The 25,898-nt window shown below is 68.2% G+C and carries 21 protein-coding genes; 10 read left to right on the forward strand and 11 right to left on the reverse strand.

Features of this window, described 5'->3' with window-relative positions; genetic code table 11:
* The first annotated feature begins 39 nt into the window (after positions 1–39).
* Complete coding sequence (gene clpX, locus PZE19_RS06500; RefSeq protein ID WP_277859760.1) at positions 40–1,401, forward strand: ATP-dependent Clp protease ATP-binding subunit ClpX; 1,362 nt, start codon at positions 40–42, stop codon at positions 1,399–1,401.
* A gap of 12 nt (positions 1,402–1,413) precedes the next feature.
* On the opposite strand, the gene PZE19_RS06505 is transcribed toward clpX, so the two are convergent.
* From PZE19_RS06505 to PZE19_RS06520, 4 genes are all read right to left on the reverse strand, one after another.
* Entirely contained in the window at positions 1,414–2,538 is a 1,125-nt protein-coding gene (locus PZE19_RS06505) for a pyridoxal phosphate-dependent aminotransferase (protein ID WP_277859761.1), read from the reverse strand.
* Between the two features lie 43 nt (positions 2,539–2,581).
* The gene (locus tag PZE19_RS06510; RefSeq protein WP_277859762.1) at positions 2,582–3,112 is read right to left on the reverse strand and encodes an adenine phosphoribosyltransferase; all 531 of its coding nucleotides are present in this window, start codon (positions 3,110–3,112) and stop codon (positions 2,582–2,584) included.
* 146 nt (positions 3,113–3,258) lie between these two features.
* On the reverse strand, positions 3,259–4,041 hold the full coding sequence (locus PZE19_RS06515; RefSeq protein ID WP_277859763.1) for a DUF6655 family protein: 783 nt from the start codon (positions 4,039–4,041) through the stop codon (positions 3,259–3,261).
* 101 nt (positions 4,042–4,142) lie between these two features.
* On the reverse strand, positions 4,143–5,498 hold the full coding sequence (locus PZE19_RS06520) for a peptidylprolyl isomerase (protein WP_277859764.1): 1,356 nt from the start codon (positions 5,496–5,498) through the stop codon (positions 4,143–4,145).
* A 257-nt stretch (positions 5,499–5,755) separates the two neighbouring features.
* On the opposite strand from PZE19_RS06520, the gene PZE19_RS06525 reads away from it, so the two are divergent.
* Together PZE19_RS06525 and ggt are read left to right on the forward strand one after the other, a co-directional pair.
* Complete coding sequence (locus PZE19_RS06525) at positions 5,756–6,754, forward strand: DUF3500 domain-containing protein (RefSeq protein ID WP_277859765.1); 999 nt, start codon at positions 5,756–5,758, stop codon at positions 6,752–6,754.
* Positions 6,755–6,882: 128 nt separating this feature from the next.
* Positions 6,883–8,649 (forward strand): gamma-glutamyltransferase, encoded by a 1,767-nt coding sequence (ggt, locus tag PZE19_RS06530; RefSeq protein WP_277859766.1) that lies wholly within the window; start codon positions 6,883–6,885, stop codon positions 8,647–8,649.
* Between the two features lie 71 nt (positions 8,650–8,720).
* On the opposite strand, the gene PZE19_RS06535 is transcribed toward ggt, so the two are convergent.
* A complete protein-coding gene (locus tag PZE19_RS06535) occupies positions 8,721–8,975 on the reverse strand; it encodes a hypothetical protein (protein WP_277859767.1) in 255 nt (84 codons plus the stop codon).
* Positions 8,976–9,489: 514 nt separating this feature from the next.
* Here PZE19_RS06535 and PZE19_RS06540 point away from each other — a divergent pair.
* Complete coding sequence (locus tag PZE19_RS06540) at positions 9,490–9,885, forward strand: response regulator (RefSeq protein WP_277859768.1); 396 nt, start codon at positions 9,490–9,492, stop codon at positions 9,883–9,885.
* 24 nt (positions 9,886–9,909) lie between these two features.
* Here PZE19_RS06540 and PZE19_RS06545 read toward each other — a convergent pair whose 3' ends face one another.
* Entirely contained in the window at positions 9,910–13,617 is a 3,708-nt protein-coding gene (locus PZE19_RS06545; protein WP_277859769.1) for a hypothetical protein, read from the reverse strand.
* 207 nt (positions 13,618–13,824) lie between these two features.
* On the opposite strand from PZE19_RS06545, the gene PZE19_RS06550 reads away from it, so the two are divergent.
* The 4 genes from PZE19_RS06550 (at position 13,825) to PZE19_RS06565 (ending at position 18,938) form a co-directional block, all read left to right on the forward strand.
* Complete coding sequence (locus PZE19_RS06550) at positions 13,825–14,130, forward strand: putative quinol monooxygenase (protein WP_277859770.1); 306 nt, start codon at positions 13,825–13,827, stop codon at positions 14,128–14,130.
* Positions 14,127–15,281, forward strand: a complete 1,155-nt coding sequence (locus tag PZE19_RS06555) for an iron-containing alcohol dehydrogenase (RefSeq protein ID WP_277859771.1) — start codon at positions 14,127–14,129, stop codon at positions 15,279–15,281. Before PZE19_RS06550 ends, PZE19_RS06555 begins: the two co-directional genes overlap by 4 nt.
* 163 nt (positions 15,282–15,444) lie before the next feature.
* Positions 15,445–17,874, forward strand: a complete 2,430-nt coding sequence (locus tag PZE19_RS06560) for a hypothetical protein (RefSeq protein ID WP_277859772.1) — start codon at positions 15,445–15,447, stop codon at positions 17,872–17,874.
* Positions 17,868–18,938 carry a hypothetical protein gene (locus tag PZE19_RS06565; protein ID WP_277859773.1) on the forward strand — a complete coding sequence of 357 codons (1,071 nt, stop codon included), beginning with the start codon at positions 17,868–17,870 and terminating at the stop codon, positions 18,936–18,938. The genes PZE19_RS06560 and PZE19_RS06565 overlap by 7 nt, the downstream gene beginning before the upstream one ends.
* Before the next feature lie 13 nt (positions 18,939–18,951).
* Here PZE19_RS06565 and PZE19_RS06570 read toward each other — a convergent pair whose 3' ends face one another.
* The 5 genes from PZE19_RS06570 to PZE19_RS06590 all read right to left on the reverse strand — a co-directional run bounded on the left by PZE19_RS06570 (position 18,952) and on the right by PZE19_RS06590 (position 24,168).
* On the reverse strand, positions 18,952–19,758 hold the full coding sequence (locus PZE19_RS06570; protein ID WP_277859774.1) for a vWA domain-containing protein: 807 nt from the start codon (positions 19,756–19,758) through the stop codon (positions 18,952–18,954).
* Between the two features lie 113 nt (positions 19,759–19,871).
* Positions 19,872–20,663 carry a LuxR C-terminal-related transcriptional regulator gene (locus PZE19_RS06575; protein ID WP_277859775.1) on the reverse strand — a complete coding sequence of 264 codons (792 nt, stop codon included), beginning with the start codon at positions 20,661–20,663 and terminating at the stop codon, positions 19,872–19,874.
* Positions 20,664–20,987: 324 nt separating this feature from the next.
* Positions 20,988–22,742 carry a hypothetical protein gene (locus PZE19_RS06580; protein WP_277859776.1) on the reverse strand — a complete coding sequence of 585 codons (1,755 nt, stop codon included), beginning with the start codon at positions 22,740–22,742 and terminating at the stop codon, positions 20,988–20,990.
* Positions 22,743–22,858: 116 nt separating this feature from the next.
* Positions 22,859–23,620: an SDR family NAD(P)-dependent oxidoreductase gene (locus tag PZE19_RS06585; RefSeq protein ID WP_277859777.1), complete on the reverse strand. Its 762-nt coding sequence runs from the start codon at positions 23,618–23,620 to the stop codon at positions 22,859–22,861.
* Positions 23,617–24,168 carry a cob(I)yrinic acid a,c-diamide adenosyltransferase gene (locus PZE19_RS06590; RefSeq protein ID WP_277859778.1) on the reverse strand — a complete coding sequence of 184 codons (552 nt, stop codon included), beginning with the start codon at positions 24,166–24,168 and terminating at the stop codon, positions 23,617–23,619. The genes PZE19_RS06585 and PZE19_RS06590 overlap by 4 nt, the downstream gene beginning before the upstream one ends.
* Positions 24,169–24,364: 196 nt before the next feature.
* Here PZE19_RS06590 and PZE19_RS06595 point away from each other — a divergent pair, with 196 nt between their 5' ends.
* Together PZE19_RS06595 and PZE19_RS06600 are read left to right on the forward strand one after the other, a co-directional pair.
* A complete protein-coding gene (locus tag PZE19_RS06595) occupies positions 24,365–25,342 on the forward strand; it encodes a TolB family protein (RefSeq protein ID WP_277859779.1) in 978 nt (325 codons plus the stop codon).
* A 55-nt stretch (positions 25,343–25,397) separates the two neighbouring features.
* Entirely contained in the window at positions 25,398–25,889 is a 492-nt protein-coding gene (locus PZE19_RS06600) for a DinB family protein (protein ID WP_277859780.1), read from the forward strand.
* Positions 25,890–25,898: the final 9 nt, after the last annotated feature.

The raw sequence follows: 25,898 nt of genomic DNA on the forward strand, positions 1-25,898 counted from the left end.
TGCGGCTTGATCCCTCGACTAGGGATGAAAGGGCTTGGTATGCCGTCAGGTAAGGACGTCACGGGCGGGGGCTCTGGGGGCGGTGGCAAGCGGACCGGCGGCGGAGGCCTCTCCTCCGGCACGGCGGGCAGCACCAAGAAGAACGCCTACTGTTCCTTCTGCCGGAAGAGCTATCGCGACGTCGGCCCGCTCGTCGAAGGCCCCGGCGACGTCTACATCTGCGGCGAGTGCATCGAGCTCTGCCAGTCGATCCTCGACCAGGAACGGCGGCGGCGAGGCGTCCCCAAGACGCTCTTCACCGACATCCCCACCCCTCGCGAGATCAAGACGCAGCTCGACGACTACGTCATCGGCCAGGACCGTGCCAAGAAGGTGCTCTCGGTCGCGCTGCACAACCACTACAAGCGACTCGTCCACGGCGAGGACCCTGAGCAGGAAGTCGAGCTCGACAAGTCGAACATCCTGCTGATCGGCCCGACCGGGTGCGGCAAAACCCTGCTGGCGCGGACGCTCGCCCGGATCCTCAACGTTCCGTTCGCGATCGGCGACGCCACGACCCTGACCGAGGCCGGATACGTCGGCGAGGACGTCGAGAACATCCTGCTGAAGCTCTTGCACGCGGCCGATTTCGACCTTGAGGCGGCGCAGCGGGGCATCATCTACATCGACGAAATCGACAAGATCGGCAAGACGACCCACAACGTCTCGATCACCCGGGACGTTTCGGGCGAGGGGGTCCAGCAGGCCCTGCTGAAGATGCTGGAAGGGACGGTGGCCAACGTCCCGCCCCAGGGGGGCCGCAAGCATCCGGAACAGCAGTACATCCAGATGGACACCAGCAACATCCTGTTCATCTGCGGCGGCACGTTCGTCGGCCTGGAGAACATCATCGCCAAGCGGGTGGGCCGCAAGACGATCGGCTTCGGCAGCCAGTCGCAGGCGGAGCAGCACACCGACCTCGGCGAGTTGCTTTCGAGGGCCACCTCCGACGACCTGCTCGAATTCGGCATGATCCCCGAGTTCATCGGACGCCTGCCCGTTCTCTGTCCGCTCATGCCGCTCGACGAGAGCACCCTCGTCCGGATCATGACCGAGCCCCGCAACGCGCTGGTCAAGCAGTACAAGCGGTTCTTCGAGATGGAAGGCTCCGACGTAGAGTTCACCAACGAGGCCCTCGTCGAGGTCGCCAAGCTGGCCAAGACGAAGGACACCGGCGCCCGCGGCCTGCGTTCAATCGTCGAGGAGATCATGCTCGACGTGATGTACGAGCTCCCCGATCGGGTCGGCAAGGATAAGGGGAAATACGTCGTCACCCCCGAGATCGTCCGCAAGGAAAAGAACCTCTTCGAGGTCCAGCCGACGCCGATGACCAAGGCCGAGCGGAAGAAGGAGAGCGCCTGAGCGTCTGCTCGCTCAGGCGCAGCCGCGGATCGCCAGGCCGCGGAGGATCTCGAGGCCCCGATCCAGCACGTCGTCGGCCACCGCGTACGAGACCCGGAAGTGGGTGTCGCGGCGGCTGAAGACGTTGCCGGGGATGATCAGCAGCTCGCGCGCGATCGCCGCGGCGACGAACTGGGAGGCCGTCCCCCACGGAGCCCGGGGGAAGGCGTAGAACGCCCCCTCGGGACGGGGCAGGTCGTAGAGGCCGTCGAGCGCCTCGACGACGCGGTCACGCTTTCGCTCATATTCCGCCATCTGCCCGCTGAGGTCGATCGTGTGCTTCGCGAGCACGCGGGCGAGCCCGACTTGCAGGGGGGTCGGCGCGCAGACGAAGGTGAACTGCTGGAGCTTGGTCATCTCCTGGATGAGCCGGCCCGGCCCGTGCGCGAAACCGAGCCGCCAGCCGGTCATGCCGAACGACTTGCTGAAGCCGTCGACCACCAGGACGTCCTCGCTCCACTCGGCGGGCGAATGGAACTCGCCGTCGAAGGCGAAAGCGTTGTAGACCTCGTCGCTGATGAGCAAGACGCCTCTCTCGCGGCAGAGGAGGGCGAGGTCTTTCAACTCTTCGGCCGAGGCGACGACGCCCGTCGGGTTGTTCGGGCTGTTCACGATCACCGCCTTGGTGCGCGGGGTGATCGCGGCGGCGACCTTGGCGACGTCGATGCGGAAGTCGGGATAGGTGTCGATCAGGAACGTCTCGCCCCCCGCCAGGGTGACCTGGTGGTTGTACATGACGAAGTAGGGGTCGAAGACGATCACCTGGTCGCCGGGGTTCACCACCGCGCTCAGCGCCAGCATCAGGCCGCCGGCCGTCCCCGAGGTCACCAGCACCTCGCGGTCGGCGTGGCCGTAATCCTGCAACGACTCCCGGATCGCGTCGCGAAGCTCGGGGACGCCCTGGGTGACGGAGTACTGGTTCAACCCCTCGTCGACGGCCTCGCGGACGGCCTGCTTGATTGACGGGTCGACGTCGAAGTGGGGCATCCCGATCGACAGGTTGATCGGGTCCTTCATCGCCTTGGCCATCTCGAAGGCCTTGCGGATGCCCGAGGCGTCGATGCGACTCATCCGTTCGGCGATCCAGCGCTCGTTCACGATCGAATTCCGTGGAGGGGGTGAGAATTGCGGACGGGTGCGGTCAGTACGTGACGAGGCTGAAGATCTCGCAGGGCTCCAGCTTCGACCGGCCGCCGAGGAACGACAACTCGATCACGAAGGCGCAGGCGACGAGGTCGGCGCCCGTCGACCGGACGAGGTCGCGGCAGGCGCACATCGTGCCGCCGGTCGCCAAGACATCGTCGATCAACAAAACGCGACGGCCGGGCGCCAGTGCATCGGAATGCACTTCGAGCCGGTCGTTGCCGTACTCGAGAGCGTACTCCTGGGCGATCGTCGCGTAGGGGAGCTTGCCCGGCTTTCGGATCGGCACGAAGCCGGCGTTCATTTTCATGGCCAGCGGCGCGCCGAAGATGAACCCGCGAGCCTCGGCGGCGGCGATCACCTCGATCCCCTTGTGCCGGAATTCGGCCTCCAGAAGGTCGATGGACGTCCGGAAGGCTTCCGCGTGCCCGAGCAGGGGGGTGATGTCCTTGAACTGGATACCCGGCTTCGGGAAGTCGGGGATATCGCGGATCCAGTTCCGAAGGTCCACGGGCGCGGACGCTGACATGATACGCGTGCTCCAGGCTCGACGGAGGGCGGGGCTGGCGGTCGCGGTCCGCGCAGGGGGGGCCGCGGATCCGGCCGGACCACGACCACTATGCGGCATCGGCCCCGCCGTTGTCCAGACGCGGGTGCGGCACACGGCGGCCGGGCTCAGGGCGAGAACGAGTCGATGTCGGTGGTCGTCGCCGAAGGGGGGAGGGGGGGCGGCACGGCCTCGGTGCCCCGTGTGCCGTCGGAGTCGGGAGCGGGCTGACCGACGAGGCCGCCGGTCAGGTCGTGGGCGACGGGGATCTTCATGCCGCTGAACTCGGTGCTCTTGCGGATCGTGCCGCTCTGAATCGGGCCGACGCCGCCGACGTAGACGTCCTTGGCGTTCGACTTGGTCTGCGAGGTGCCCGACGTCCAAACGAGCTGACCCGAGGCGCGGTCGTAGGCGAAGAGCGCCATCTTCACGACCCCGTGCTGGTCGGTCCGTTTGGCCAGCGACATCTCGGGGATCGTACCGGCGGGGAGCCCGGTGATGGTCATCGGGATGGTGGTCTGGGGGATGCCGAAGAGCAGCTCGTACTGGTCCGTGCCGTAGGCCCCGACTCGAGCCTCGACGACCCACTGGGCCTGTTCGGCCTTGGTGCGGAGCAGCACGCCCTGCTGGAGCATGGCCTGCTTGAGGCTCGAGACGACCCAGCCCAGGTCGACGGCCGTGACGTTGGTCGTGTCGAGGTAGCAGGGAACTCCGGTCAGGGGTCGGAAGTCGATGCGCGCGAGGGCGGCGTCCCAGGCGTCGGTCAGCAGGAGCTGCTCCGTGCCGGTACGCGCCGTATTCGTCGTCTTGACGGTCCCGCAGCCCGCGAGCGTCGCCGCGAGGGCGAGGCCGAGGCCGAAGAGGCCCAAGGTGCGGGGCGAGGACGGGTATGGCCGGGCGGACTTCGTCATTCGCTTCGATCACCGCGAGGTAAGCGATCAGGAAAGTCCGACGGCGCGACGCCCGCCCCCGGCGCGGGGCCGGGGAGCGGGGTCGGTGCGAATCGGTCGGGTCAGCGGGGCGAGCCGGGCGTCGGCGTGACCGGCGAAGGCGCGGTCGGCGTCTGCACCTTCTTCGTCTCCTTGAGCTTCTCGAATTGCGCGGCGGCCTCGGCCGAGACGCCGGCGGGGGTCACCGACTTGCGGGCCGTCGGGGCGGATCCGGAACCATTGCCGGCCGCCTGGCCCGAGGTCTCGGGCGTGTTCGACTCGGGGTTGCTCATCAGCTTGACCTTGTCGTCGACCCGGAAGTCGGGCTGCTGCTCCTCGTTGGCCATCTTCATGGTGCCGACGAGCTTGTTCTCGATGGCCGACTTCTTCATCATCTCCTCGAAGACCACGCCCATGGTCTCCTTGAGCTTGACCTCGTAGACGATCTCCTGGAGCCGCTTGCGGATCGCCTCGTCCTTGATCGAGACGTTCGGCATGGCCGGGATGACCCCTTCGCGGCGGAGGATCAGCCAGGCCCCCTCGGTGGCCTGGATCGGCCCGGTGATGTCGCCGTCCTTGGGCTTGTGCGCGGGGTCCTTGTCGGCGGGATCGCCGTCGAGGAGCTGGCTGAACGCCGACGACGCGACGTTGGCCGGCTGGAAGTTGCGGGTGATCGGCTCGCCGATCAGGCCGCCCAGCGATCGCGAGGCCAGGTCCATCGACTGCTCCTGGGCCATCTTCTCGAACCCGCCCGGGTTCTTGCGGAGCGCCTCCCAGATGTCCTGGGCCTTCGCCAGCTTGTCGACCATGATCAGGCGGCAGCGGAGCTTGTCGCCGTACTGGGCGTCGAACGCCTGCTTAAGGTCTTCGTCGGTCACTTGCACCCGGCCCTCGCAGAGCTTGCGCATGGCCAGGGCGGGGTAGATGACGTCGCGGGCGTACTGGAACGGGCTGATCCCGCGCTCCTTGTCGAGCGTGCGGAGCCAGGCCTCGCGGCCGATGCCGAAGCGGACGGCGACGGTGTCGATCTCCTGGTCGATCTCGGCGGCGGTCACTTCCTTCTTCTGGGCCTTGAGGGCCTGCTCGATCAGCGACCGGTTGATCAGCGTCTCGAGGATCTCCTTACCCTTCCGCGCGACGCACTCGTCGGCGAGCTGCTGACGGGAGATGACCTGGTCGTTGACGATGGCGATGGCGTCGGTCGGGTTGACCGGGATCGCCGTCTCCTTCATCGGCGGGACTTCGATCTGGTCCCGACGGACCGAGGGGGCGTCGTCCTTGCCGACCGTCGCCTTGCCGGCCGGGGCCTTGGCGGCTGACGCCGCGGACTTGCCGCGTGGGGCTTGCTGACCGAAGGCGGGGGCGGTCGTCGCGGCCCCCAGAAGCGTCAGGCCCACCACCCAAGCGTGGGCGGTCCGACCGCCATCCTTTGCGATCATCGTGTTGCGTCTCCCATTCCGTAGGTTCGTTTGCGAGATCGACTCAAGTCCCCGGACGAAACGGCCGAGAATCTATTAGTTACCCCCTGATCGGTCAACCTCAGATCCCGCGCCGACTCGCCACGCGAATTCGACGCCTCCCGCGGTTTCCTTCGATCCCCCCTTGGCGGGCCCCCTCCGGTCGGCTACGTCTGGTTATTCAAGAATTGTGCGACACTCACGCGCACGCCCGACGAAGTCACCCCGGAGAACGAACCATGAAGCGGTTGCTTCCTGCCCTTGTGGCGATCCTGCTCGCGTCCTCGTCGCTGAACGCCCCGGCCCGCGGCGAGGAGACCGGGACGCTCATGGCCGAGACGGCCCGCCGCTTCCTGGGCTCGCTCGACGACGCCCAGCGCGACAAGGCGACCTTCGGTTTTGACGACCCCGAACGCCTGAACTGGCACTGGATCCCCCGGCCCCGCAAGGGCCTGCCGATCAAGGAGTTGGCCTCCGACCAGCGCGTCCTGGCCTTCGCCCTGCTCAACACCGGCCTTTCGAACCGCGGCATGGTCACGGCCGCCACGACGATGAGCTACGAAGAGATCATCCGCGAGGAGGAGCACGAGAACGGCACGGTCCGCAACCCCGAGTTGTATTTCATCAGCGTCTTCGGCACCCCCGGAGAGGGTTCGTGGGGCTGGCGGTGGGAGGGCCATCACCTGGCGCTGAACTTCACGCTCAGCGGGGACAAGGTCGTCTCGGCGACGCCGTTCATGCTCGGGGCCAACCCCGCCAAGGTCGCCTCGGGGCCGAGGAAGGGGCTGCGGAACCTGGCCGCCATCCAGGATCCGATCTACGCCCTCGTCGCCTCGCTCGACGAGGGCCAGCGCAAGGCGGCCATCGTCTCGGAGGAGGTCCCCGACGTCACCACCACGCCGAACGCGCCCAAGCCACCGGCCCCTGAAGCGCTCGGCATCGACATCGGCCGGCTCAACCCCGAACAGCACAAGCTCCTCGGCGAGGCGCTGAAGGCCTATCTCGAAACTTTCCCCGCGGAGATCGGCGGGCTGATCATGGAGCAGCTCCACGCGGGCGGCAAGCCTGAGGCCCACCTGGCCTGGTACGGCCCCATCGATCCCTCGAAGGCCCACGCCTTCCGGATCCAGGGGCCGACCGTGTTGATCGACTTCAACGATAAGCAGAACGGCGCGAACCACATCCACACGTTCTTCCGGACGGCGAGCGGAGATTTCGGCCTGCCCGCCGCCAAGTGAGGGTGCCGGCCCGAATCCGAAGTTGTTAAGCTGTCTCCCCTGGGAGCATAACCGTCGCGGCCGGCCGGCCGCGACGGTCGACGACGCCTGATGACGAACGGCACCCTCAGGGCGAGACGGACGAGCCGATGGTGAATCTCGGGAATCGTTGCCGCCCCGTCGCACGCGCGACGGGCTGGCTCTTGCTGACGGCCCTCCCGGCCGCGGCTTTCGGACAGGGCGGGACGTTCTCCAAGTATGTCGTATCCGCCCAGGAGGCGCACGCGGCCGACGTCGGCCGCGACGCCCTGCGCGCCGGCGGCAACGCGATCGACGCGGCGGTGGCCACGGCGTTCGCCCTGGCCGTGACCCTGCCCGAGGCCGGCAACCTCGGCGGCGGCGGGTTCATCGTCGCCTACCTGCCGGGTTCTCGCGAGGTCGTCACCCTCGACTTCCGCGAGACCGCGCCGGGGTCCGCGACGCCCCGCATGTACCTCGATCCCGAGGGCAAACTTCGGCCTCGCCATCGCGCGGGAGCCTGGGCGGCCGGAGTCCCCGGGACCGTTCGCGGCCTGGGCGACGCGCATGCGAAATGGGGCAAGCTCCCCTGGCGCGACCTCGTGAAGCCCGCCGCGAGGCTGGCCCGCGAGGGCTTCCCGCTCTCCGAGGAGCTGGCTTCGGCGCTCAACGGCCAGCTCCGACCGCGCAACCCTGACGCCCCCACCGGGACGCCGGGCCGGCCGGCGTTCCAGAACCGTCTCGTCGATTTCCCCGAATCGGTCGCCGCCTACGGCAAGCCCGACGGTCAACCCTGGAAGGGCGGCGAGCGACTCGTCCAGGCGGATCTGGCGGCGACCCTCGATCGGATCGCCGCGAACGGGGCCGACGAATTCTATACCGGGCGGACCGCCGACCTGATCGCCGGCTACATGTTCGAGAACGGCGGCAGCGTGACCCACAAGGACCTGGCCGATTACGGCGCAAAGGAGCGGTCTCCGGTCCATACGACCTTCCGCGGCTGCGACGTCTACGGCATCGGTCCGGCGTCCTCGGGGGGGATCGTCCTCTGCCAGATGCTCAACATCCTGGAGCGTTACGACCTCAAGGCCGACGGCCCCAAATCGCCCCGGACCCTGCATCGCGTGACCGAGGCCATGCGACGGGCGTATTACACCCGGTCGACCCGGATCGGCGACCCCGACTTCGTCGACGTCCCCTTCGCCGAGCTGGCTTCCAAGGCGACGGCCGACGAGCTGGCGAAGTCGATCGACGACTCGCGCGCGACCCCGAGCGCCGAGCTGGCGCCGTTCCCGATCATGGCGACCGAGCCCGATCACACGACGCATTTCTCGGTGGTCGACGGCGACGGCGGCGCGGTGGCGATGACCTACACGCTGGAGGACAGCTACGGAGCCAAGGCCGTGGTCAAGGGCGCGGGCTTCCTGCTCAACAACGAGATGGGCGACTTCAACCTGCGGCCGGGCCGGACCGACGACGCGGGGTCGATCGGCACGTATCCCAACCAGATCGCCCCCGGCAAGCGGATGCTCAGCTCGCAGTGCCCGACGCTCGTCCTCAAAGACGGGAAGGTCCGGTTGGTCACCGGGTCCCCGGGCGGGCGGACGATCCCCAATACGACGCTCTGGGTCGTGCTCAACGTGCTGGAGTTCGGCCTCGAGCCCCAGGCCGCCGTCGACGCCCCCCGCACGCACCATCAGTGGTTCCCGGACGTCCTCGTCCTTGAAGGACGGGACTGGCCCGTGGAAACCTTGAAGGCGCTCTCCGACATGGGCCACAAGTGGCGGATCGCCGACCGCCAGGGGGATGCGAACTCGGTCGTCGTCGACCTGGCCGACGGTCGGCTGTTCGGAGCCCCCGACGCGCGCCGTGCGACGGTCAAGGCCTCTGGCGACTGAGCCGCCGCTCGGCCGCTTATCTCGGACCGGGCCCTCGGCGTTCGTCGGGGGCAGTCCGAACGATCGAGGGATCAGGGAGTGGTGACGACGTCGTCCCTCTCGGTGGGCTGGTACGCCAGGATCGAAAGGAGTTGGCGGGTCACGCCCAAGAAACCCAGGATCGCCCCAGCCGCGGGCGCCGCCAGGCCGAACCGGCCCATCGCCAGATAGGCTACGGCTTCGCCCAGCAGGGCGAGCAGCAGGATCACGCCCGTCGCGAAGAGGATGAACTTGGCCCAGAGGATGTACTTCACTCCGGATCGAACTTCGATGAACATGGGTCTCATGTCAGGCTCCCGAGTCTCGTCGCCGATCGATGGGACGCGATTTGCTCCGCCGTCCCGTCGTGGCAGGGGGTATTCGTCGTGGGCCGCCCCGGATTCGCGGAAATCGGCCGCGGGCCCGCTACTCCACGATTCTGACGAACGTCGTCGCGGATTCCTAGCGATCGTCCCTCATTCATGCCCTTGTGAGGATTCCAGATCGAATTTTGTGTTTGATCGTTGCAGGAAAATGATATCCTTGGTACACCCATTAAGACGTGGGCGCTGAATAACGGCCCGCGGCCATTCCTTAGTATGCACGATTCCGCCCGTGTGACGACCCGTGACGGCATCAGGGGCCGAAGATCGACAGGTGTCGTCGGATCTGGCCCGCCCGGGCCCTCGAAGAATCGAGCGTCAAGGTCGCGCGTCGAGGCGCGAAACGGTCGAGCTCGGCCGCGGCTCCGGATTTGCAAGCCGAGGTCCAGTGAGCGGATTCGTTTTGGGGGTCCCTCCGAAGTCGGTAGGAGTTCCGCCCATGAAGAGCCTAGAGCCCACCGGAGTTTCGCGCGTCCTGATCGTCGAGGATAACCGCGACACCGCCGACACCACGGCCATGCTCCTTCGTATGCACGGCTTCGACGTTGCGGTCGCGTACGACGGGAAGACGGCGCTCAGGACGGCCAAGGGCTACGACCCCGACGTCGTGCTCCTCGACCTCTCGCTGCCCGATATCGACGGCTACGCCGTGGCCGAGAGCCTGCGGAAAGAGGGCCTCGACCGCGCCTCCTTCATCGCGGTCTCCGGTCACGCGCCCGACGAGGAGGCCTGGGCTAACACCTGCTTCTCGGACCACCTGGTCAAGCCGGTGGGCAAGGACGCCCTGGTCTCGCTGCTCGCGCGGGTCCAGGTCGAGAAGTCCTGCTCGCGCTGAGCCTTCTGACGACGCCCGGGCGCGTCACCAGGCGACGTAGAGGTCGCTCACTTCCAGGTCGCCGGCGTCGACGTCGCTGTTCAGGCCGACGCTGATCTTCCGCACCAGGCCCCGGTCCAGCTTGCTGTTCGGATCGGGGGCGTTGGCGTTGCTGCGATCGAGGGCGTCGAGGTCCAGTCGGGTGACGTGCCACTCGCCGTCCGCGGGGATCAGGCTCGTCCCGTTGATGTAGCCGACGCCCGTTTCGCCCTCCCATAGGAAGAAGCGAACGTCGCCCGGGCGTTTGCTGCGGGCGCGGACGACGAGCGCCTGGGCCCCGATCAGGTCGACCGAATTGGGCAGGCGGAAATAGGGATAGACCCACCGATCGGCCTTCGGTGCGTGCTCGCAGACCAGGTGCCAGCCGGCGGGCTTTGCGGCCTCCATTCGCATCTTGCCCCCCTGGCCGATATTGTCGGACCAGCGGTCGAGATCCTCGATCGGAAGCCTCTCCGAGCGGCCGAGATGGGCGAGCGCTTGTTCGAGCTTGGGCTCGCCGAGGAACGCAAGCGAGAGCCGGTCGCGTTCGGACTTCTCGCTTCGGGCCGTCACGAAGACGCGTAGGGGCGCGAAATCGGCGAACGCCCCCGCCGCGTCGACCTTCCATTCCACATCGACCTCCGAGCGAGGTCCGACCTGGACACGGCGGATTGGATCTCCGGAGTTCTTAGGACGCCCGATCTTCAGGCTGACGTCGAGCGTCTCGGTCGCGTCGCCCAGGTTGATCACCTCGACGACCACCGGCAGCACCGTAACGCCCGCCTTGAGGTGATAACCCATCGAAGTCGGCGTTGCGACCGCTGGGTCGAACCGGTGGCGGAGCACGATCGGCGAAGGCTCGGCCCTGGCCACCCTGACGAGCCCCGGGTTGAGCCCCTTCGCCCGGGACTGCGGTTCGATCAGGGGGGCGATCGTCGCGGCGTCGAACCAGGCGAAAGCAAGGCCGTCATCGAGCGAGAAACGCCCGTCGCGGATCGGCGTGGCGCGGCCGTCGGCGGCCTCGACGCGGCTCGGGACCGCATCCAGCCGGATCGGCTCGCGCAGCTCGGCTTCAGGGGCGGTGGAGTAGAGGACCGCGACGGCCCGCGCGTTGTCGGCGAAGACCCGGGCGCGGGTGAGGCGCGGGTCGTCGCGGCGGAGGTCGCCGCGGTAGGACAGGCCCTTGAGTGCGTGGATCGCCTGGGCGTAGGCGGCCACGCTGCGCAGAGGGGTCGCGCAGCGGTCCATGACGCTGAAGTTGCTCGTGTTCTCCTCGTAAAACGGGTAGACGAACGTGAAGAACCGCTCGACGCCGCAGGCTCGCGCCTCGACGGCCTTCATGACGATCTGCGAGGCGCTCCCGCGGTCCTGGTCGGCCGGCGGACGTTCCGGTCCGCGCTTCCAGGGCCAGCCGCATTCCGTGATCCAGAGCGGCATGTCGCCGTGTCCCGAGGCCCGAAGCCACTCCCGGAAGCGAGCGTTGACGTCCTCGAAGGCCAGCGCAGGGCCGTAGTCGTGGAAGCTGAAAGCGTCGACGCGCTCCAGCATGCCGGACTCGACGCAAGTCCGCAGGAATTCCGGAGTGTAGTGCGACATTACGCCGCCCACGATCGGCGCGTGCGTCCCGGCCCTGCGGAGGCCGAACGAGACCGCCTTGCCATAGGCCGTGTACTGGTCGCCCGGCATATCCGCACCGAAGCTGATCTCCGGCTCATTCCAGATCTCGACCCCGCCCCAAAACCGGTCCCAGCGGCGGCCGACCGCCTGCCAGGCGGCGGCCGTCGCCGGCAGGTCGCGGGGATACTTGCCGACGCGCCCCGCCCACGCGGGGGCGTCGTGGCTGATCTCCAGGATCGGAATTCCGGCGCGATGATACGACTCGCGGAGCCTCTCGAACCGCGCGCCCGATTGCCAATCCCAGCGATCGACGGCGGGCTCGATCGCCCCCCACGTCAGGCGCTCGCGCATCATGGCGAAGCCGGCTCCCTTTGCGAACGCGACCAGCTCATCGCGGGCCTCATCGTCCTGGACGAGCCACGACAGTCCGGCGTCCATCGCGAAGAATGGGTCGGGCGTCCCGTCGGGCTTCGGAAGCGCGAGCACCCCGAACCGCTGCGAGGTCGACGGAAATTCGATCTCGTGATACCCCTGTGGGAAGGCCCGCTCGATGCGGACGCCCCCCGCCGCGGCCACGGCCTTCCCTTCCGTCTCCTCGGAGCCCCGATAATCGCGGACCCGGTAATCCAGAGGCTCCCCGGCGAGCGTTCCCGATCGTTTCCATTCGAGGGTCGCCGGCGCATCGGGCGCGACGTGGAAGGTGCTCGGGGCGACCGGTTCCAGCGAGGGGGCTTCGAGGGGAACCGCAAGGAGGGCCGTCGACATCAGGAGGAGGAAGGTCATGGCGTCTCGGGGGTTGAAGGAGCGAGCGGGGAGGTGAAGCGAGGTCCTCGTTCTTCGAGGCGGGATCGGGATGGCGGCTTGCGAAGTTCGCTCGCCACGGACGACCTTCGCTCCCTCACCGGTCAGGCGGTTATACCAGTCGGAAGGGAGGCCTTCGAACGTCAGGAAACGGCCTGGGCGGGGCGGTTCGTTGGTCACCTTGTAGACAGCCGTCCCCTCGTCCACCTCGTCGAACATTGCAACGCAAGCACTCGACGCACCGAGGCCTGCAAGCTGGTGGAATTGCTTCCAGTAGAACGCCCCGCCGCGGCCGGGGATCGACGACGAGCCCGAGGGCCGACGCGTCAGGTTGTCCCAGCCGAATCCAGGGTAGACGACAGGAAGCCAGAAAACGCCGTGGGCCTCGCACAATGCCTTGTCGTCCCGCCACCAGCCGGTGGAGGCGTGCACCAGGCCGTCCTCGTCCCGGCTCCAGTTTCCGATGTTCCAGGGCGAATAGGCGTCGAACCGCAGAACGAAAGCCCGCCAGTCGGCCGGCGCTTCGCGCCAGTTCCAGTCGCCGCCTCCCATAAGATAGGCCTGAAGAGGGCCCTCGGCCTTGAAGAAGTCGATCAGGCGGTCGGCCCACGAGGGCGTCATACGGTTGCTCGCGTTGTCGCGGTAGAAGCCCCAGACCTGGACGACCGGCTTCCCGGCTTCATGCAGGTAACCCGGGCGTTCGACGACGCGCTCGGCGACGAGCCGCCTCCATTCGGTCGTCAGCAAGTCGAAGATTGCGTCGGCGGGCATGCCGGCGAGGTCGAAGGAAATGGCCCAGCCGCGACCTGTTTTCTCGGCGGCTTTCGCGACCGACTCCAGCACCCGTCGTCGCGACGCTTCTCGGTCGGCGAAGGGACCGCCAGGCAGGTCGACGAAGAAATGTTGGAGAAACGCGCCATCGATCCCGTAGGTCCGCATCCACTCGAAATGTCGTAGCACGGTCCGAGGGGTCGCAGCGCTGAAAAGCCTAGACGGCTTGCCGTCGGGAAGGACGAAGCCGGGCGCCGCAGAGGTCGCCTCGCCGCCGAGTTCGGCGACGTCGGGCCACATCTCGAAGGTCAGATCCTGCTCGTCGAGCCGGTCGACCCGACGACTCCAATGAACCCAACCGCCACCGTCGGCGTCGCCTGGACAGCGGAACCATCCCTGATAACCGCAGAAGACCTTGCCCCGGATGGTCGAGGCGTCGACGGGAGTAGCGACGGGCTCTTCGGCCCGAGAAGCGGTCGAGAACAGAGACAGGGCGAGGACCGCCACGAGGCGCTTGGTCCGCACGACGAGATCCTTAGCGATCCGGCGGTCGCGGCACCCTTATCGAGGAGGCTCGAGCCACGCCCCGCGGCCCGCATCGTAAGTCCGGCCGGGGGGCGGGGCAAGCGTGTCCCGGCTCACGCGAGCCTAGCCGACTTCCTGCGCTTGATGCGTAACGGAGGCCCAGCCTAAGATATCCGCCTGATCCTTGATGTCTCGGGAGCGCCGTCCATGTTCGTCGTGATCGCCAACATCCAGGTGAAGCCCGAATCCATCGAGGCCTTCCGCGAGGCGTGCGTCGAGAACTCGCGAGGGAGCATCCAGGAGCCGGGCTGCCTGCAGTTCGACGTCCTGCAACAGCAGGACGACCCCACGAAGTTCGCCCTGTTCGAGATCTACCGTGGGCCCGACGATTTCGCCGCTCACAAAGAAACGTCGCACTACGCCGCGTGGGCCGAGAAGGCCGCCGCGATGCAGGCAGGCTCGCGATCCTCTGCGAAATTCCACAAGGTCTTCCCCGTCAACGCCGCCTTATGAACTTCGAGTTCGCGACAGCCGGCCGGATCCTTTTCGGATGGGGGGCGTTCGAACAGACGCCCGCCCTGGCGAGGTCACTCGGCCGCACGGCTCTGCTCGTCCTGGGTCGAGAGGGCCGGCACGGCGAAGCCCTGGCCGGCCTGCTCGCGGGGCGAGGCGTCCGCAGCTTCAGCTTCCACGTCGACGGCGAGCCCAAGGTGCGGACCGTCGAGACCGCGGTGGGCCTGGCCCGGGCCGAAGGCTGCGACCTGGTCGTCGCCGTCGGCGGCGGCAGCGTCATCGATGCCGGCAAGGCCGCGGCCGGAATGGCGATGCAGCCCGGGAACGTCCTCGAATACCTGGAGGTCGTCGGCGACGGACATCCCCTGACCGCCCCTGCGTTGCCGTTCATCGCCGTCCCCACGACGGCCGGCACCGGGGCCGAGGTGACGCGCAACGCCGTCCTCGACGTCCCTGAGCGCCGTGTGAAAGTGAGTCTCCGGCACCCGAGCCTGCTCCCCCGCGTCGCGGTCGTCGACCCGGCCCTGACGCTGACCCTTCCGCCCGAGATCACCGCGTTCACCGGGATGGACGCGCTGACGCAGCTCATCGAACCTTTCGTCGGCCTCGCCGCCAATCCGATGACCGACGGCTTCTGTCGCGAGGGGATCGCCCGTGCGGCGCGGTCGCTGGTCGTCGCCTACCACGACGGCTCGAATCGTGATGCGCGTGAAGACATGGCGGCGGCCTCGCTGCTGGGGGGCCTGGCGCTCGCCAACGCCAAGCTCGGGGCCGTTCACGGCCTGGCGGGGGTTCTGGGCGGAACCTTCGGCCTCCCACACGGGGCCATCTGCGCCCGGCTTTTGCCGTTCGTCATGGACGCGAACATCACGCAACTCGAACGGGGATCAACCGATACGACGACGCTGGAGCGTTACCGCGAAGTGGCGCGAATGCTCACCGGCGACTCTGGGGCCGGACCTCGGGACGGAGTCGAATGGGTGCGAAGTCTTTGCGCGGAGCTAGCCATTCCGCGTCTTGCCCTGGAAGACGCGGCCGAAGCGGATCTCGACTCCGTGATCGCCGGCGCCCAGCGAGCGAGCAGCATGAAGGGGAACCCGGTCGCCCTGTCGGACGACGACCTACGGGCGATCCTCCGATCCGCCGACTAACGGATCGGACCGCGCCGGCGGCCGATTCAAGGCTTACGCCCCCTGCATCCGATCTAGAGCTTACGTTGCATAAAAGCGCTGGATCCCCAACCCTGCGCGGTGCGCATGGATGCGGAGGTGGGCGTTGGCGAGTGGGAAGCGCAGGATCGGGGCGGAACTCGCAATGGTCGCCCTCATCGTGGCGAGCCTGGGCGGGACCCTGCACCTCGTGGTCGTCATCCATCGGCGCAGCCTGAGTGCGGCGCGACTGGCGAAGGCGCTGGAGGTTGCGGCGCGGCCTGTCGTCGAGACGGCCCCCGCGCCGGCTCCAGAGCCGCCGAAAGTCGTCGCGGCGACGCTGAAGGCGGTGGAAAAACCGAAGCCCCCGCCTCCTCAGGCACCGGCGGAAGATCCGACGCCGAAGGCCCTGGCGCAGCTCAACGAGGCGGCGGCCCACGAGGCCGAGGAGGCCCGGCGACTGGATCGCGAGGTCGGCAGCCTGGAACAGGCTCGGCTGGCGGCGTCCGCCGAGGCCGAGAAGTGGCGGCGGCGGGAGATGCTGGTCAAGCAGCAGGTCGCCTTGCTCGACAGGCAGGCCCAGAAGATCGCCCGCGACGTCGACGCCTACGCGGCCCAGCGCGACGTCTTGGCCCGCGAACGCGACGCCCTCAAGGCGGCGGTCGCCAACGCCCCGGGGGAGGGGAGCTACGCCGTCTTGCCCTATCAGGGGGAAAACGGCACCTGGAAACGGCCGATCGTGATCGAGTGCAACGCCGGCTCCGTCACGATCCGCCCCGACGGCCCGACGTTCAGCCTGCTCGACCTCTCGGGTCTCATCAATCCCCGGTCGAGCCCGGTCGTCGTGGCGATCGCTCGCGAGCTGCTGAAGATCCAGACGTCCGCATCCCCGGACGGATCGCCCGTTACGCCTTACTTCGTCTTCCTCGTCCGGCCCGACGGCATCCGCGCCTACTACGAGGCGCGCGCCCGGCTGGAACCCCTGGGGATCGCCTTCGGCTACGAACTGGTCGAGAAGGACCTCAAAATCCACGTCCCCAACTTCGACGACGTGGACACCTGGGACGGCTCGCCCTCGATCGGCGTCAAGCCGTCCGGGCTGGTCGGCGCTGGTGCCGGACCAACTGGCGGGGGGAACGATAAGCCCGGAGGCTCTCCGCTTGCGAGTGGCGGGTTGTCATGGCCGGGTAGCGGCACGAGCCCCGGGCAAGGTGGGAACGACCGAGGCGGGGTGCTTGCGGGCGCATTCGACCTGCGCCGAGGTCAGGGAGCAGGGGATGGCGGCGGAGATGGAGTAGGCGGTGAAGGCGGGTCGCCCGATGAGTTCGTCTGGCCGTCGGGTCGCCCAGGGGCCGGCCCTGCCGGGTCTCCCGAGCACGGCGGCGGGTCGGCGGGCGGCGGAGGGCGTGGCAGGGCCGCTCTAGGCTCTGCAAGCGGTGGGCGGGGGTCGTTGAACCCAGGTCGTCGCCCAGGATCCGGTACGGGATCAGGGGGATCCGCGCCGAATGGCGACGGGGCCGCGTTGGGCTCGGTCCTCGACCGACTGCCGGATTTCGAGCGATCCGGTGGCGGAGCCGATACGGGTGACGTCATTGGAGCCAAGCCCGGTGCCAACGAGCTAGGCGAGGGGGCCGGCACCGGCAACCTGCTCGGCGACGCCAGCGGCGGCCGCAGGCCGATCCGATCGACAGATGCGACGGGCGGCTCTCCGATTTCGGGCGGGACCGTCCCGGGACGATCCTGGAAGTCTGACGGCACCGGAAGGAGGTCGACAGGCGGGGCGGGCTCGCTCCCGACGGATCTCCAGCCCGCGCCACTGGCTGCGGCCCCTGCGACAGGGGCGGGAGGGGCCGGGGGCCTGATGTGGGGCGGCAGTGGCGGCGACGCTCCAACCGGTCCGCGAACGCCTCAGGAGGCCTCCGTGTCGGGCGTGAACGACGCATCGGCCGCGGGTGGCGCGGAGACGAGGGCGACCGGTGACGGCCCGGCCGGGAAACCGACGGGAGCGAAGGGGATAGTGCCGTCGTCACCCGCAGCGATCGCCGCGGCGAAGGCCGCCGCGAGATTGGGGATCGGCTCGTCTTCGTCATCTTCGGCCTCCACGACGAACGGGGCGGCTTCGCCAGGCCTGATGCTGGGGGCGGACCCGGACGCGGGGAGCCATGGCGGCGGTTCGGGGTCGGGCGGCGCGGCCCCGAAGTCGCCCTCGGACAAGGTGGAGATGGAGCCGCTGATCAAGGACCCGGACAAGAAACGTCCGACGGCGATCGAGGTCCCGTTCGAGATCGTCCTGGCCTGCGGCGCCGACGGGGTGACGATTCAGCCGGGGGGTTACCGGATCACCAGCCAGGCGCTTAAAGACCGCAAGGGCGAGGACCTGCTGGTCCGCAACCTGGAGGCCGTCGCCTTGAAGCGAGCCGAGGTCGATCCCCTCATCCGGCCCAGGCCGCGGGTCAAGTTCCTGGTGGAGGACGACGGCGCGCCGAACTTCTGGGAGGCGCGTCGGCAGGTCCTGTTCTCGGGCCTCAACTGGCCGATGACGCTCCAGGTCGCGGGGGTCCAGAATCCCCGGCCCCTGGAACGGGGGACATGGTGATGACGTCGAAATTTCGACAGGCGCTGCCGATCCCCAGCGTGCTCGCCGGGATCCTCCTTCTGATCTTCCTCGTCGATCGGTCGCGGGTCGCCAGGCCGGTCTCGGTCACGCCGACGCCGATCCCGGCGGCCGCCCCGCAGCCGGCTCCGCTGGCCCCCGCGGCGACGGAAGTTGCGGAAGCCGCGGCTGAGCCGGCACCCGAGCCGGCCGTCGAGTCGCCGTCCCCGCCGCCGGTGCTGGATCGCGCGGCGGTCGCGAAGGCCGAGGCCGACCTCGATTCCGCCAGCCGCGACCGGGCCCGCGCCGAGGCTCGCGCGGCCGAGGCGAAGCGGGCCCTGGCGGCGTCGGCCAACCAGGCGGCGCTGGAGGCGTCCAAGGCGCGCAAGCTGGCCTTCCGGGTCCGCGACCCCTCGGCGCAGATCGCCCGCGTGTCGGCGAAGGGCGGGTTCCTCAAGGCCGATCGCGACAAGCTGGCGAGCGAGGTCGCCGCCCTCCGCAGCCTGCCGCTGCCCAAGGCGACTTCGATCCTGTCCAAGAACCCGGTCGCCCGGCCCGCGAAGGCCGACGAGTTCCACTTCGAGCTGCGTCACGATCGGATCAGCTTCATCGACCTGGACCGGCTCCTGGAGCTGGCCAAGTCCGATGCACAGGTCAAGCTCCGCATGGCCGACCGGACGGGCGTGCTCTCGTCCCAGGTCGGGCCGGTCGGCTGGTTCTCGCTCAGCTACGTCCTGGGCCGGGCTCAGTCGAGCATCGAGGAGCTGTTGGAGCGACACAGCATCCGCTTCGACCTGCGAGGCTGGGAGGTCGTGCCGACCGTTGAATCGCGCGGCGAGACCTACGACGCGACCCGCAACCCGATCTCCGAATACGCCCGCGCCATCAACCGCCTCAGTCCCGGGCGGGTGGTGGTGACGATGTGGGTCTATCCCGACAGCTTCGGGCTCTTCCGCAGGCTCCGCGACGAGTTGAACGACCGCGGCTACAGCGTCGCGGCGCGACCGTTGCCCGAGGGGATGACGATCCGCGGCAGCCCGCTCGGCTCGCTCTCGGCGAGCCAGTGAGACGCCATACGGCTCAGCGCCCCGAGCCTACGTCGTGCAGGTTCCCGGGACGCGAGGCGTAGCGCCCGCCGCTGTCGCGCGCGATCCGCTGGAGGGCGTCTCCGGCCAGTCCGCCGGCCATGTCGACGCAGTGGATGGGGATCTTGCGGCCGTTCGCCCTGGCGACGGCCTCGACGGTCCCGTCGGGGAAGTCGCCGTCGGACAGGAGGAAGACCGCGTCGGGCCGCAGCGAGAGCGCCTGCACGACCGCCTCGCGGGGGCTGGTGCCGCCGTCGGGCTCGATCATCCGGAGCCAGGTCCGTAGGAGGTCTTTGTTCCGCTGGTCGGCCGAGCGGGGGATGGGGCCGCCGGGCATGGTCGTCGCTTCTTCGTTGTAGAAGAAGACTTCGAACTGCTGTGGGCTCTGGAGCGCCGCGACGCTCTTTCGCAATTCGATCGTGGCCCGGCTCATCCGGTCGTCGTCGATCATGCTGCCGGACTGGTCCAGTACGTACACGACGAACCGCCCGCGGACCGCGATCCCGAAGAAGCTGGCCCGGCTCCACGGCGGCAAGTCGCGAAGGTTCTCGCCGTCGTACTTCGCATCCTTCTCCGACCCGCCGGGTCCTTGTAGGAAGGGGCTGCGCTTGCGGGCCTCGTCTTCCTCGGGCGTACGAACCTTCGGCGCTTGGTCACGCTCGCGGCGAGGTTTCGCTTCGGGCTTCGGCTTCTCGACCTTGGAAGCGTCGGCCGGCGGGGCTTGCTGCGCGGACGCGCGCAGCGTCATGCCGAATAGGACCAGACCGAGCAAGGCGACGGTGGTTCGACGTGTCGCTCGCATCCGAGGCCCCCGGCTTCGAGACGGCCGACGTGACACGAGGGTGGAAGTCCCTCGGAAACAAGACCCGTCAGCCGAGACTACGAGAACCGCCATCCCACGGCCAGACGATTCCGTCAGTCGGCGACCTGAGTCTGGAGAACCTCGCGAAGCTTGTTGAGGACGCGGGTCTTCTCGTTGCTGACGGTCTTGGGGGCGACGCCCCAGTGGAGGGCGATCTCGGCGGGGGTGCGGCCCATCAGGGATTCCTGGATGAGGCTGGCCTCGCGGGGGGTGAGCGAGCGGTCGATGGCCTCGCGGAGGGCGTCGCGGCGGCCCTGGGTCTCGGCGTCGTCGAAGCCGACGGCGGCGACGTCGTCCAGAGGCTGGTAGGTCCGCTCGCGCTGGACGCGCTTCTTGACCATGTCCACAGCGCGGAAGAAGTCGACGCCCTCGGACGTCTCCTTGGTGAAGACCTCCTTGACGCCCCAGCGGCCGACGTCGTTCAACATGGCGTCGAACCGGCTGCGGCCGAGCTGTTCGAGCAAGGTCGTGTAGACGGCCTGCGAGGAATCCTCGAACGCTTGCGCGGGGAGCCCCGCGCGTTGCCAGGAGCGACTCAGGTAGCGGTCGAGCTGATTCAGGCCCGAGGCCATCGCCTGCGAATCGACCGGCGCGATGACCTCGGGCTCGGCGGTCGTCGTCCGCAAGCTCGACAGCAGGCCGTCGAGCCGTGCGTCGAGGAGGGCGGCGTCCCACGCGTCGCCCGAGAGGCCGGGGAGGTCGGCGAGCGTCGAAGCCGAAGGAGGGGCGTCCAGCAGCGCCGAATGTTCGATCGTCAGCACGGGCATCGCCGCGGCGTGGGCGGCGCCCGAGAGCAGGCGCAGCACCTCCATCGCCTCGACGGCCGGTTTATAAGACCGATGCACCCGACGTTCTCGCCTCGTGCCGCCCGCCACGCCCGTCCCCTCCTTTGCCGTCAGTCGGTCTCCTCCACGCGTCGCATCACGTCGAGGCCCGATATCAGGACCATAGGATGTTTGGCCCGCCATGTGACCTCTGGCGGGCGCTCAACTTAATCGAATCCCGAGACCCCTTCGAGGCCAATTCTCGCCACCCACTGAAATGATATCATGCATGTAAATGGTCGTCCAAGTAGAATACGTTCACCACCAGGAAAACCTTACAAAGATAGCCGGATTCCGCCCCAACGCGGCGGCGCATGGGGCCCACGCCGCCCGATCGGAACGGCTTCAGGGCGTCGCTTCGGCGACCGGCACGGAGACCGCGCCCAGGATCGTCTTGTCCAGGTCGTCCTGGACGAATGCCACGACGCTGAGGTCCTTGAGGGCGACAGCGGGCGGGGGAGCGTGGAAGGGCTGCTGCTTGGCGAAGTCGCTGACATATTCGTCGATCCGCTTGCGGACGTCGGCGAGATCAAGTTTGATCTCGACCTTCCCCTTACCGCCGACGATCGTAGCCCCCTCGGCGCCGCCCGGCAGGGCCCGCACGACGTGATGGTGGAACCGCAACTTGTTGCCGCCGACGTAGCGGATCGATTCCTCGGTGAGCGCCAACCGGAGCTTGATCGTCGAGGCGGCCTTGTCGCCGGCCTTCGGCTTCGCGGCGTCGGCCTTGGCCGCGTCCGAGGGTGCCGGCGTCGTCGCCTCGGCGAGGATGGCGATCTCGTCGCCCGTCCGCTTCGCCGAGACGGTCACGTCGGCCGTTCGCTTCTTCTCGAGCATCCCGTCGATGAGCCCGCGGTACTCGTTGTACTTATCCTCGGAGGCGGCCATCGGGCCGCCGCCGGGGGCCTCGGGGCGGCCGTTGAAGAAGGTCGAGGGTGTGCCGCGGACCTGGTCCCCGTAGTATTTCTGGCGAGCCTCCGAGTCGGGGTTCGTGAGCGGGTCGGGGCCTGGGACGTGCAGGTGGTACTGGAGGCCGATGAACTCGGTCGGCTTGTACGTTTTCAGCAGGGCGTCGAAAGCGACGTCGGCGGCGACGCAGGGGGGGCACTGCGCGCCGGTGAACAGCTCGAAGACGACGGTCTGGCCCGCGTCGGACTTCTTGCGGCCCTCGAACGGGGTGAACGAGAAGGGGGGGACCTTCTTCTGATACTCCTCGTCGAGCTGGGCGTCGAGCTTGGCGGCGCGGGCCTCGGCGTCGGCGGCGAGGTCCGCCTTGCCCGCGTTGCGGGCGGCGAAGGCGAGCAGGCCCGCGATCGCGTGCCGGTTTTCGGTCGTGACCTCGGGCGTCAGCGACTTTTCCAGCTCCTGGCCAAGCCGGAGCGCCGTGTCGGCATAAGTCTTTTGCGGGGCGATCAGCCCGAACGACCGGATGGCGATCTCCTGCGCCCAGGCCGGGCCGAACGGCTCGGCCTCGCTGCGCCATGCGGCGATCAGTTTCTCGACCTCGGCGGACGGCAGTCCCGCGGCACCGGCGGCCCCGAGGATGCCCGTGTAGGCGAGCTGGCAGACGGGGGCGCCGGCGTTCTTGGCGAGGATCGCCTTGAACTTCTCGACCTGGGCCTTGGGGTCCTGCTCGTTGCGGGCCTTGAAGAAGTCCTGACCGATCGCGTTCGGCTTGGCCGCGCCCAGTTTCTCGTCGCGGGTCTTCTCCAGCTTGGCCGGGAAGATGTTGTTCTGCAGCTGGATCGTCCCGAGGACCTGGCCGGCATAGGGGCCGTTTTTGGCCAGGCCGCCGGCGAATTTCATCGTCATGGCCGGCCCCTTGACGGCGAAGGAGGCCCGATCGTCCTCGAGCTTGAGGTCCAGGACCTTGCCGCCTTCCAACAGTCCCTTCCGGCCGTCGACCAGGACGCCCTTCGCCTCGCCGTCCTGGCGGTGGAGGTCGACGATCGCGAAATCCTCGTCGCCGAACGCCAGGACGACCAGTTTCCAGATCCCCGCCGGCTCGGCCGCCGCAGCGGGCGCGGCCAAAAACGCCGCAAGGCAGAGGCCGGCCGTCGCGCGGGCGAGCCAGGATCTCGACGAGTGGACTCGAATCATGTGTGGGCCTCGACAGGAGAAGAGGGCGCGGGTGGAAGGCGTCTCGTGGGCCTTCAGTGTACCGCCGTACCAACCCGCGCCACAACCGCCTGAAGAGGCCCGAGGAACGGTCGGGCTCAGCCCTCGCCGAGGAAGCGGCCGCCGTCGACCCGGTAGCAGACCCCCGTGACGAAGTTCGTCCCATCGAGCAAGTAGGCGATCAGCCGATTGACGTCGTCGGGCGAGCCGAGCCGCCGCAGGGGGGTGGCGTCGATCACGGCCTGCTTGTCGTCGTCGTTGAAATCGGGCGGGGGCTCGATCATCGCCGGCTGGATCGTCGCGACCGGGATGTAAGGGGCGAGCTCGACGGCCAGGGCCATCGCCAGCGTCGTCATCCCGCCCTTGGCGGCGAGGTAGGGCAGGTAGTCCTTGTGGGGCCGTTCGGTCGCCCAGTCGCCCAGGAAGACGATCTTGCCCTTGATGCCGTCGACCGCGGTCTGGTCCGACATCCGCCGCGCGGCGGCGATCGCTGCGTGGTAAGGGGCCGCGAGGTTGGCGGCGATCATGGCCTCGAAGTCGGACGGCTTGAGTTCGGCGAGCGGGGTCTTCTTGTAGACGCTCGCCATGTTGACGAGGGCGTCGATCCGGCCGAAGCGGCGGATCGTCGCTTCGACGGCCTCATCGGCCTGAGCAGGATCGGTCAGGTCGGCGGCGACGGCCAGGCCCTCGGAGCCGGCGGCCTCGACGGCGGCGACGGCGCGCTCGATCGCCTCGCGGCTCTCGCGATAGGTCATGGCGACCCGCCAGCCGCTGGCGGCGAGTTGCTTCGCCAACACCGAGCCCACGCGACGACCGCCGGTGATCAGCACGACTTTACCGGGGTTATCCACGGCCGTCATTTCTTGGAGATCCAGGGCACGTCTGCGACGCCCGCGTGATGGTTGACGGTCCGCGCCATGACGAACAGCAGGTCGCTGAGCCGGTTGAGGTAGATCAAGAGGGTCGACGGCACATCTTCTTCGGGCAGGTGGGCCAGGTGCACGACCAGGCGTTCGGCCCGTCGGCAGATCGTCCGGGCCAGGTGGAGCTGCGCCGCGGCCGGCGACCCGCCCGGCAGGATGAAGGTCCGCATCGGGGCCAGTTCGGCGGTGAAGTCGTCGATGGCCCGTTCCAGGTTCTCGACGTGCTCGTCCGAGATCTTGTTGTGGAAGGGCCCCTGCGGGTCGGGATCGGCCAGGGCCGCGCCGAGGGTGAACAGCTCGTCCTGCACCCGCGCGGCCACGTCGTCCTCGGTCGACTCCATGACCAACGCGCGGGCGAAGCCGATCGCCGCGTTCAGCTCGTCGACCGTGCCGTAAACCTCGATCCGGGCGTCGTCCTTGCGGAGCCGCTTGCTCCCCAGGATGCCCGTCGTGCCCTCGTCGCCCGTCTTGGTGTAGATCTTCACGTCTGCGATGCCTCAACCCCGATGGCGTGCCCGATCGTCGGCCCCTATACTAGGCGATCCACCTGAACGAAGGAAGATCCGGAGGCTCGAACTGATGTCCTTATGTACGACGTCCGCCCTCATCCTGAGCACCGCCTTGATTGCCCAAGCGGGGGGTGGCGGACAACGACCGCCCTCGGCCGAGGAGGTTGCGAAGATGGAAGCCAAGCACCTGGCGAACATCCGCCAGGTGACGTTTGGGTTCTTCCGGGCCGGCGAGGGTTATTTCAGCGCCGACGGCAAGCGAATCGTCTTCCAGGCCGTGCCGAACCTGCCCGAGGCCGTCTTCCTCGAGCCGAAGCCCAATCAGTACGAGTACCAGATCTTCACCTCGGAGCTAAACCCGGGTGCGCGGCCGAAGCTGATCAGCACCGGCGAGGGAGCCTGCACCTGCGCCTTCTTCTCGTCCGACGGCGCGTCGCTGATCTTCGGATCGACCCACCTCAACCCGACTCCGTCGGCGCCTCGCAGCGCGGCATACGGCCGGTCGGGCAGTCGCTACCGCTGGAGCTTCCCCGAGGGGATGGACATCTTCCGGTCCGACCTCGACGGCAAGAACCTGAAGCGCCTGACCGAGTCCAACGGCTACGACGCCGAGGGGAGCTTCTCGCCCGACGGCAAGCAGATCGTCTTCACCTCGTTCCGCGACGGCGACGGCGAAATCTACGTCATGGACGCAGACGGCAAGAATCCCCGGCGGATCACCCACGCCAAGGGTTACGACGGCGGGCCGTTCTTCTCTCCGGACGGCAAGCGGATCATCTACCGCAGCGACCGCAAGGGCGACGACCTGCTTCAGATCTACATCAACAACGTCGAGGGCTCCGACGAACGCGCCCTGACCGCCAACGACGCCGTCAACTGGGGGCCGTTCTGGCACCCCGACTCGAAGCACATCGTCTACTCGACGAGCCGCCACGGCCACTCCAACTACGAGGTCTACCTGATGAACGTGGACACGAATGCCGAAGAGCGCCTGACCTTCCACGACGGATTCGACGGCCTCCCCGTTTTCAGCCCCGACGGCAAGCAGATGATGTGGACCTCCAACGCCCGCGGCACAGACCGCAACAGCCAGCTCTTCATCGCCGACTTCACGCTCGACCCGGCCCCCGCGGCGGCCTCGAACCCCTGAGCAGGCCGACGAGGAGCCGTCGCAACCACCTCTCCCCGCACGCAGGAAGAAACTCATGACCGCCAAGGAATTGATCCGCAAAGCGTTCGGAACCTCGGAGATGATCCTCGGCCGGTACATGGAGGGACTGACCGATCCGGACCTCATGGTCCGCGCCGTCCCGGGGATGAACCACCTCGCATGGCAGATCGGACACCTGATCTCCGCCGAGCGGGGTATGGTCGAGATGATCCGGCCCGGGTCCGCCCCCAGTCTGCCCGCAGGTTTCGACGACACTCACTCCCGGAAGAATACGGGCGACGACGACGCCTCGAAGTTCCTCTCCCTCGAAGCGTACAAGACGCTGTGGAAGGCCCAGCGCCAGGCGACGCTCGCCCTGCTCGACGCCCTACCCGATGCGGAGTTGGATCGCGAGGAGCCCGGTAAGTTCCCGCCGTTCGCGCCCTCGGTCGGCTTGCTCATGCACACGGCCGGGACGCACCCCATCATGCACGCGGGGCAATTCGTGGCAGTCCGTCGCCTGCGGGGCCTGCCGATCGCATTTTGACGGCACTCC

The sequence above is a fragment of the Paludisphaera mucosa genome (assembly GCF_029589435.1).
GTDB classification, from domain to species: Bacteria; Planctomycetota; Planctomycetia; order Isosphaerales; family Isosphaeraceae; genus Paludisphaera; species Paludisphaera mucosa.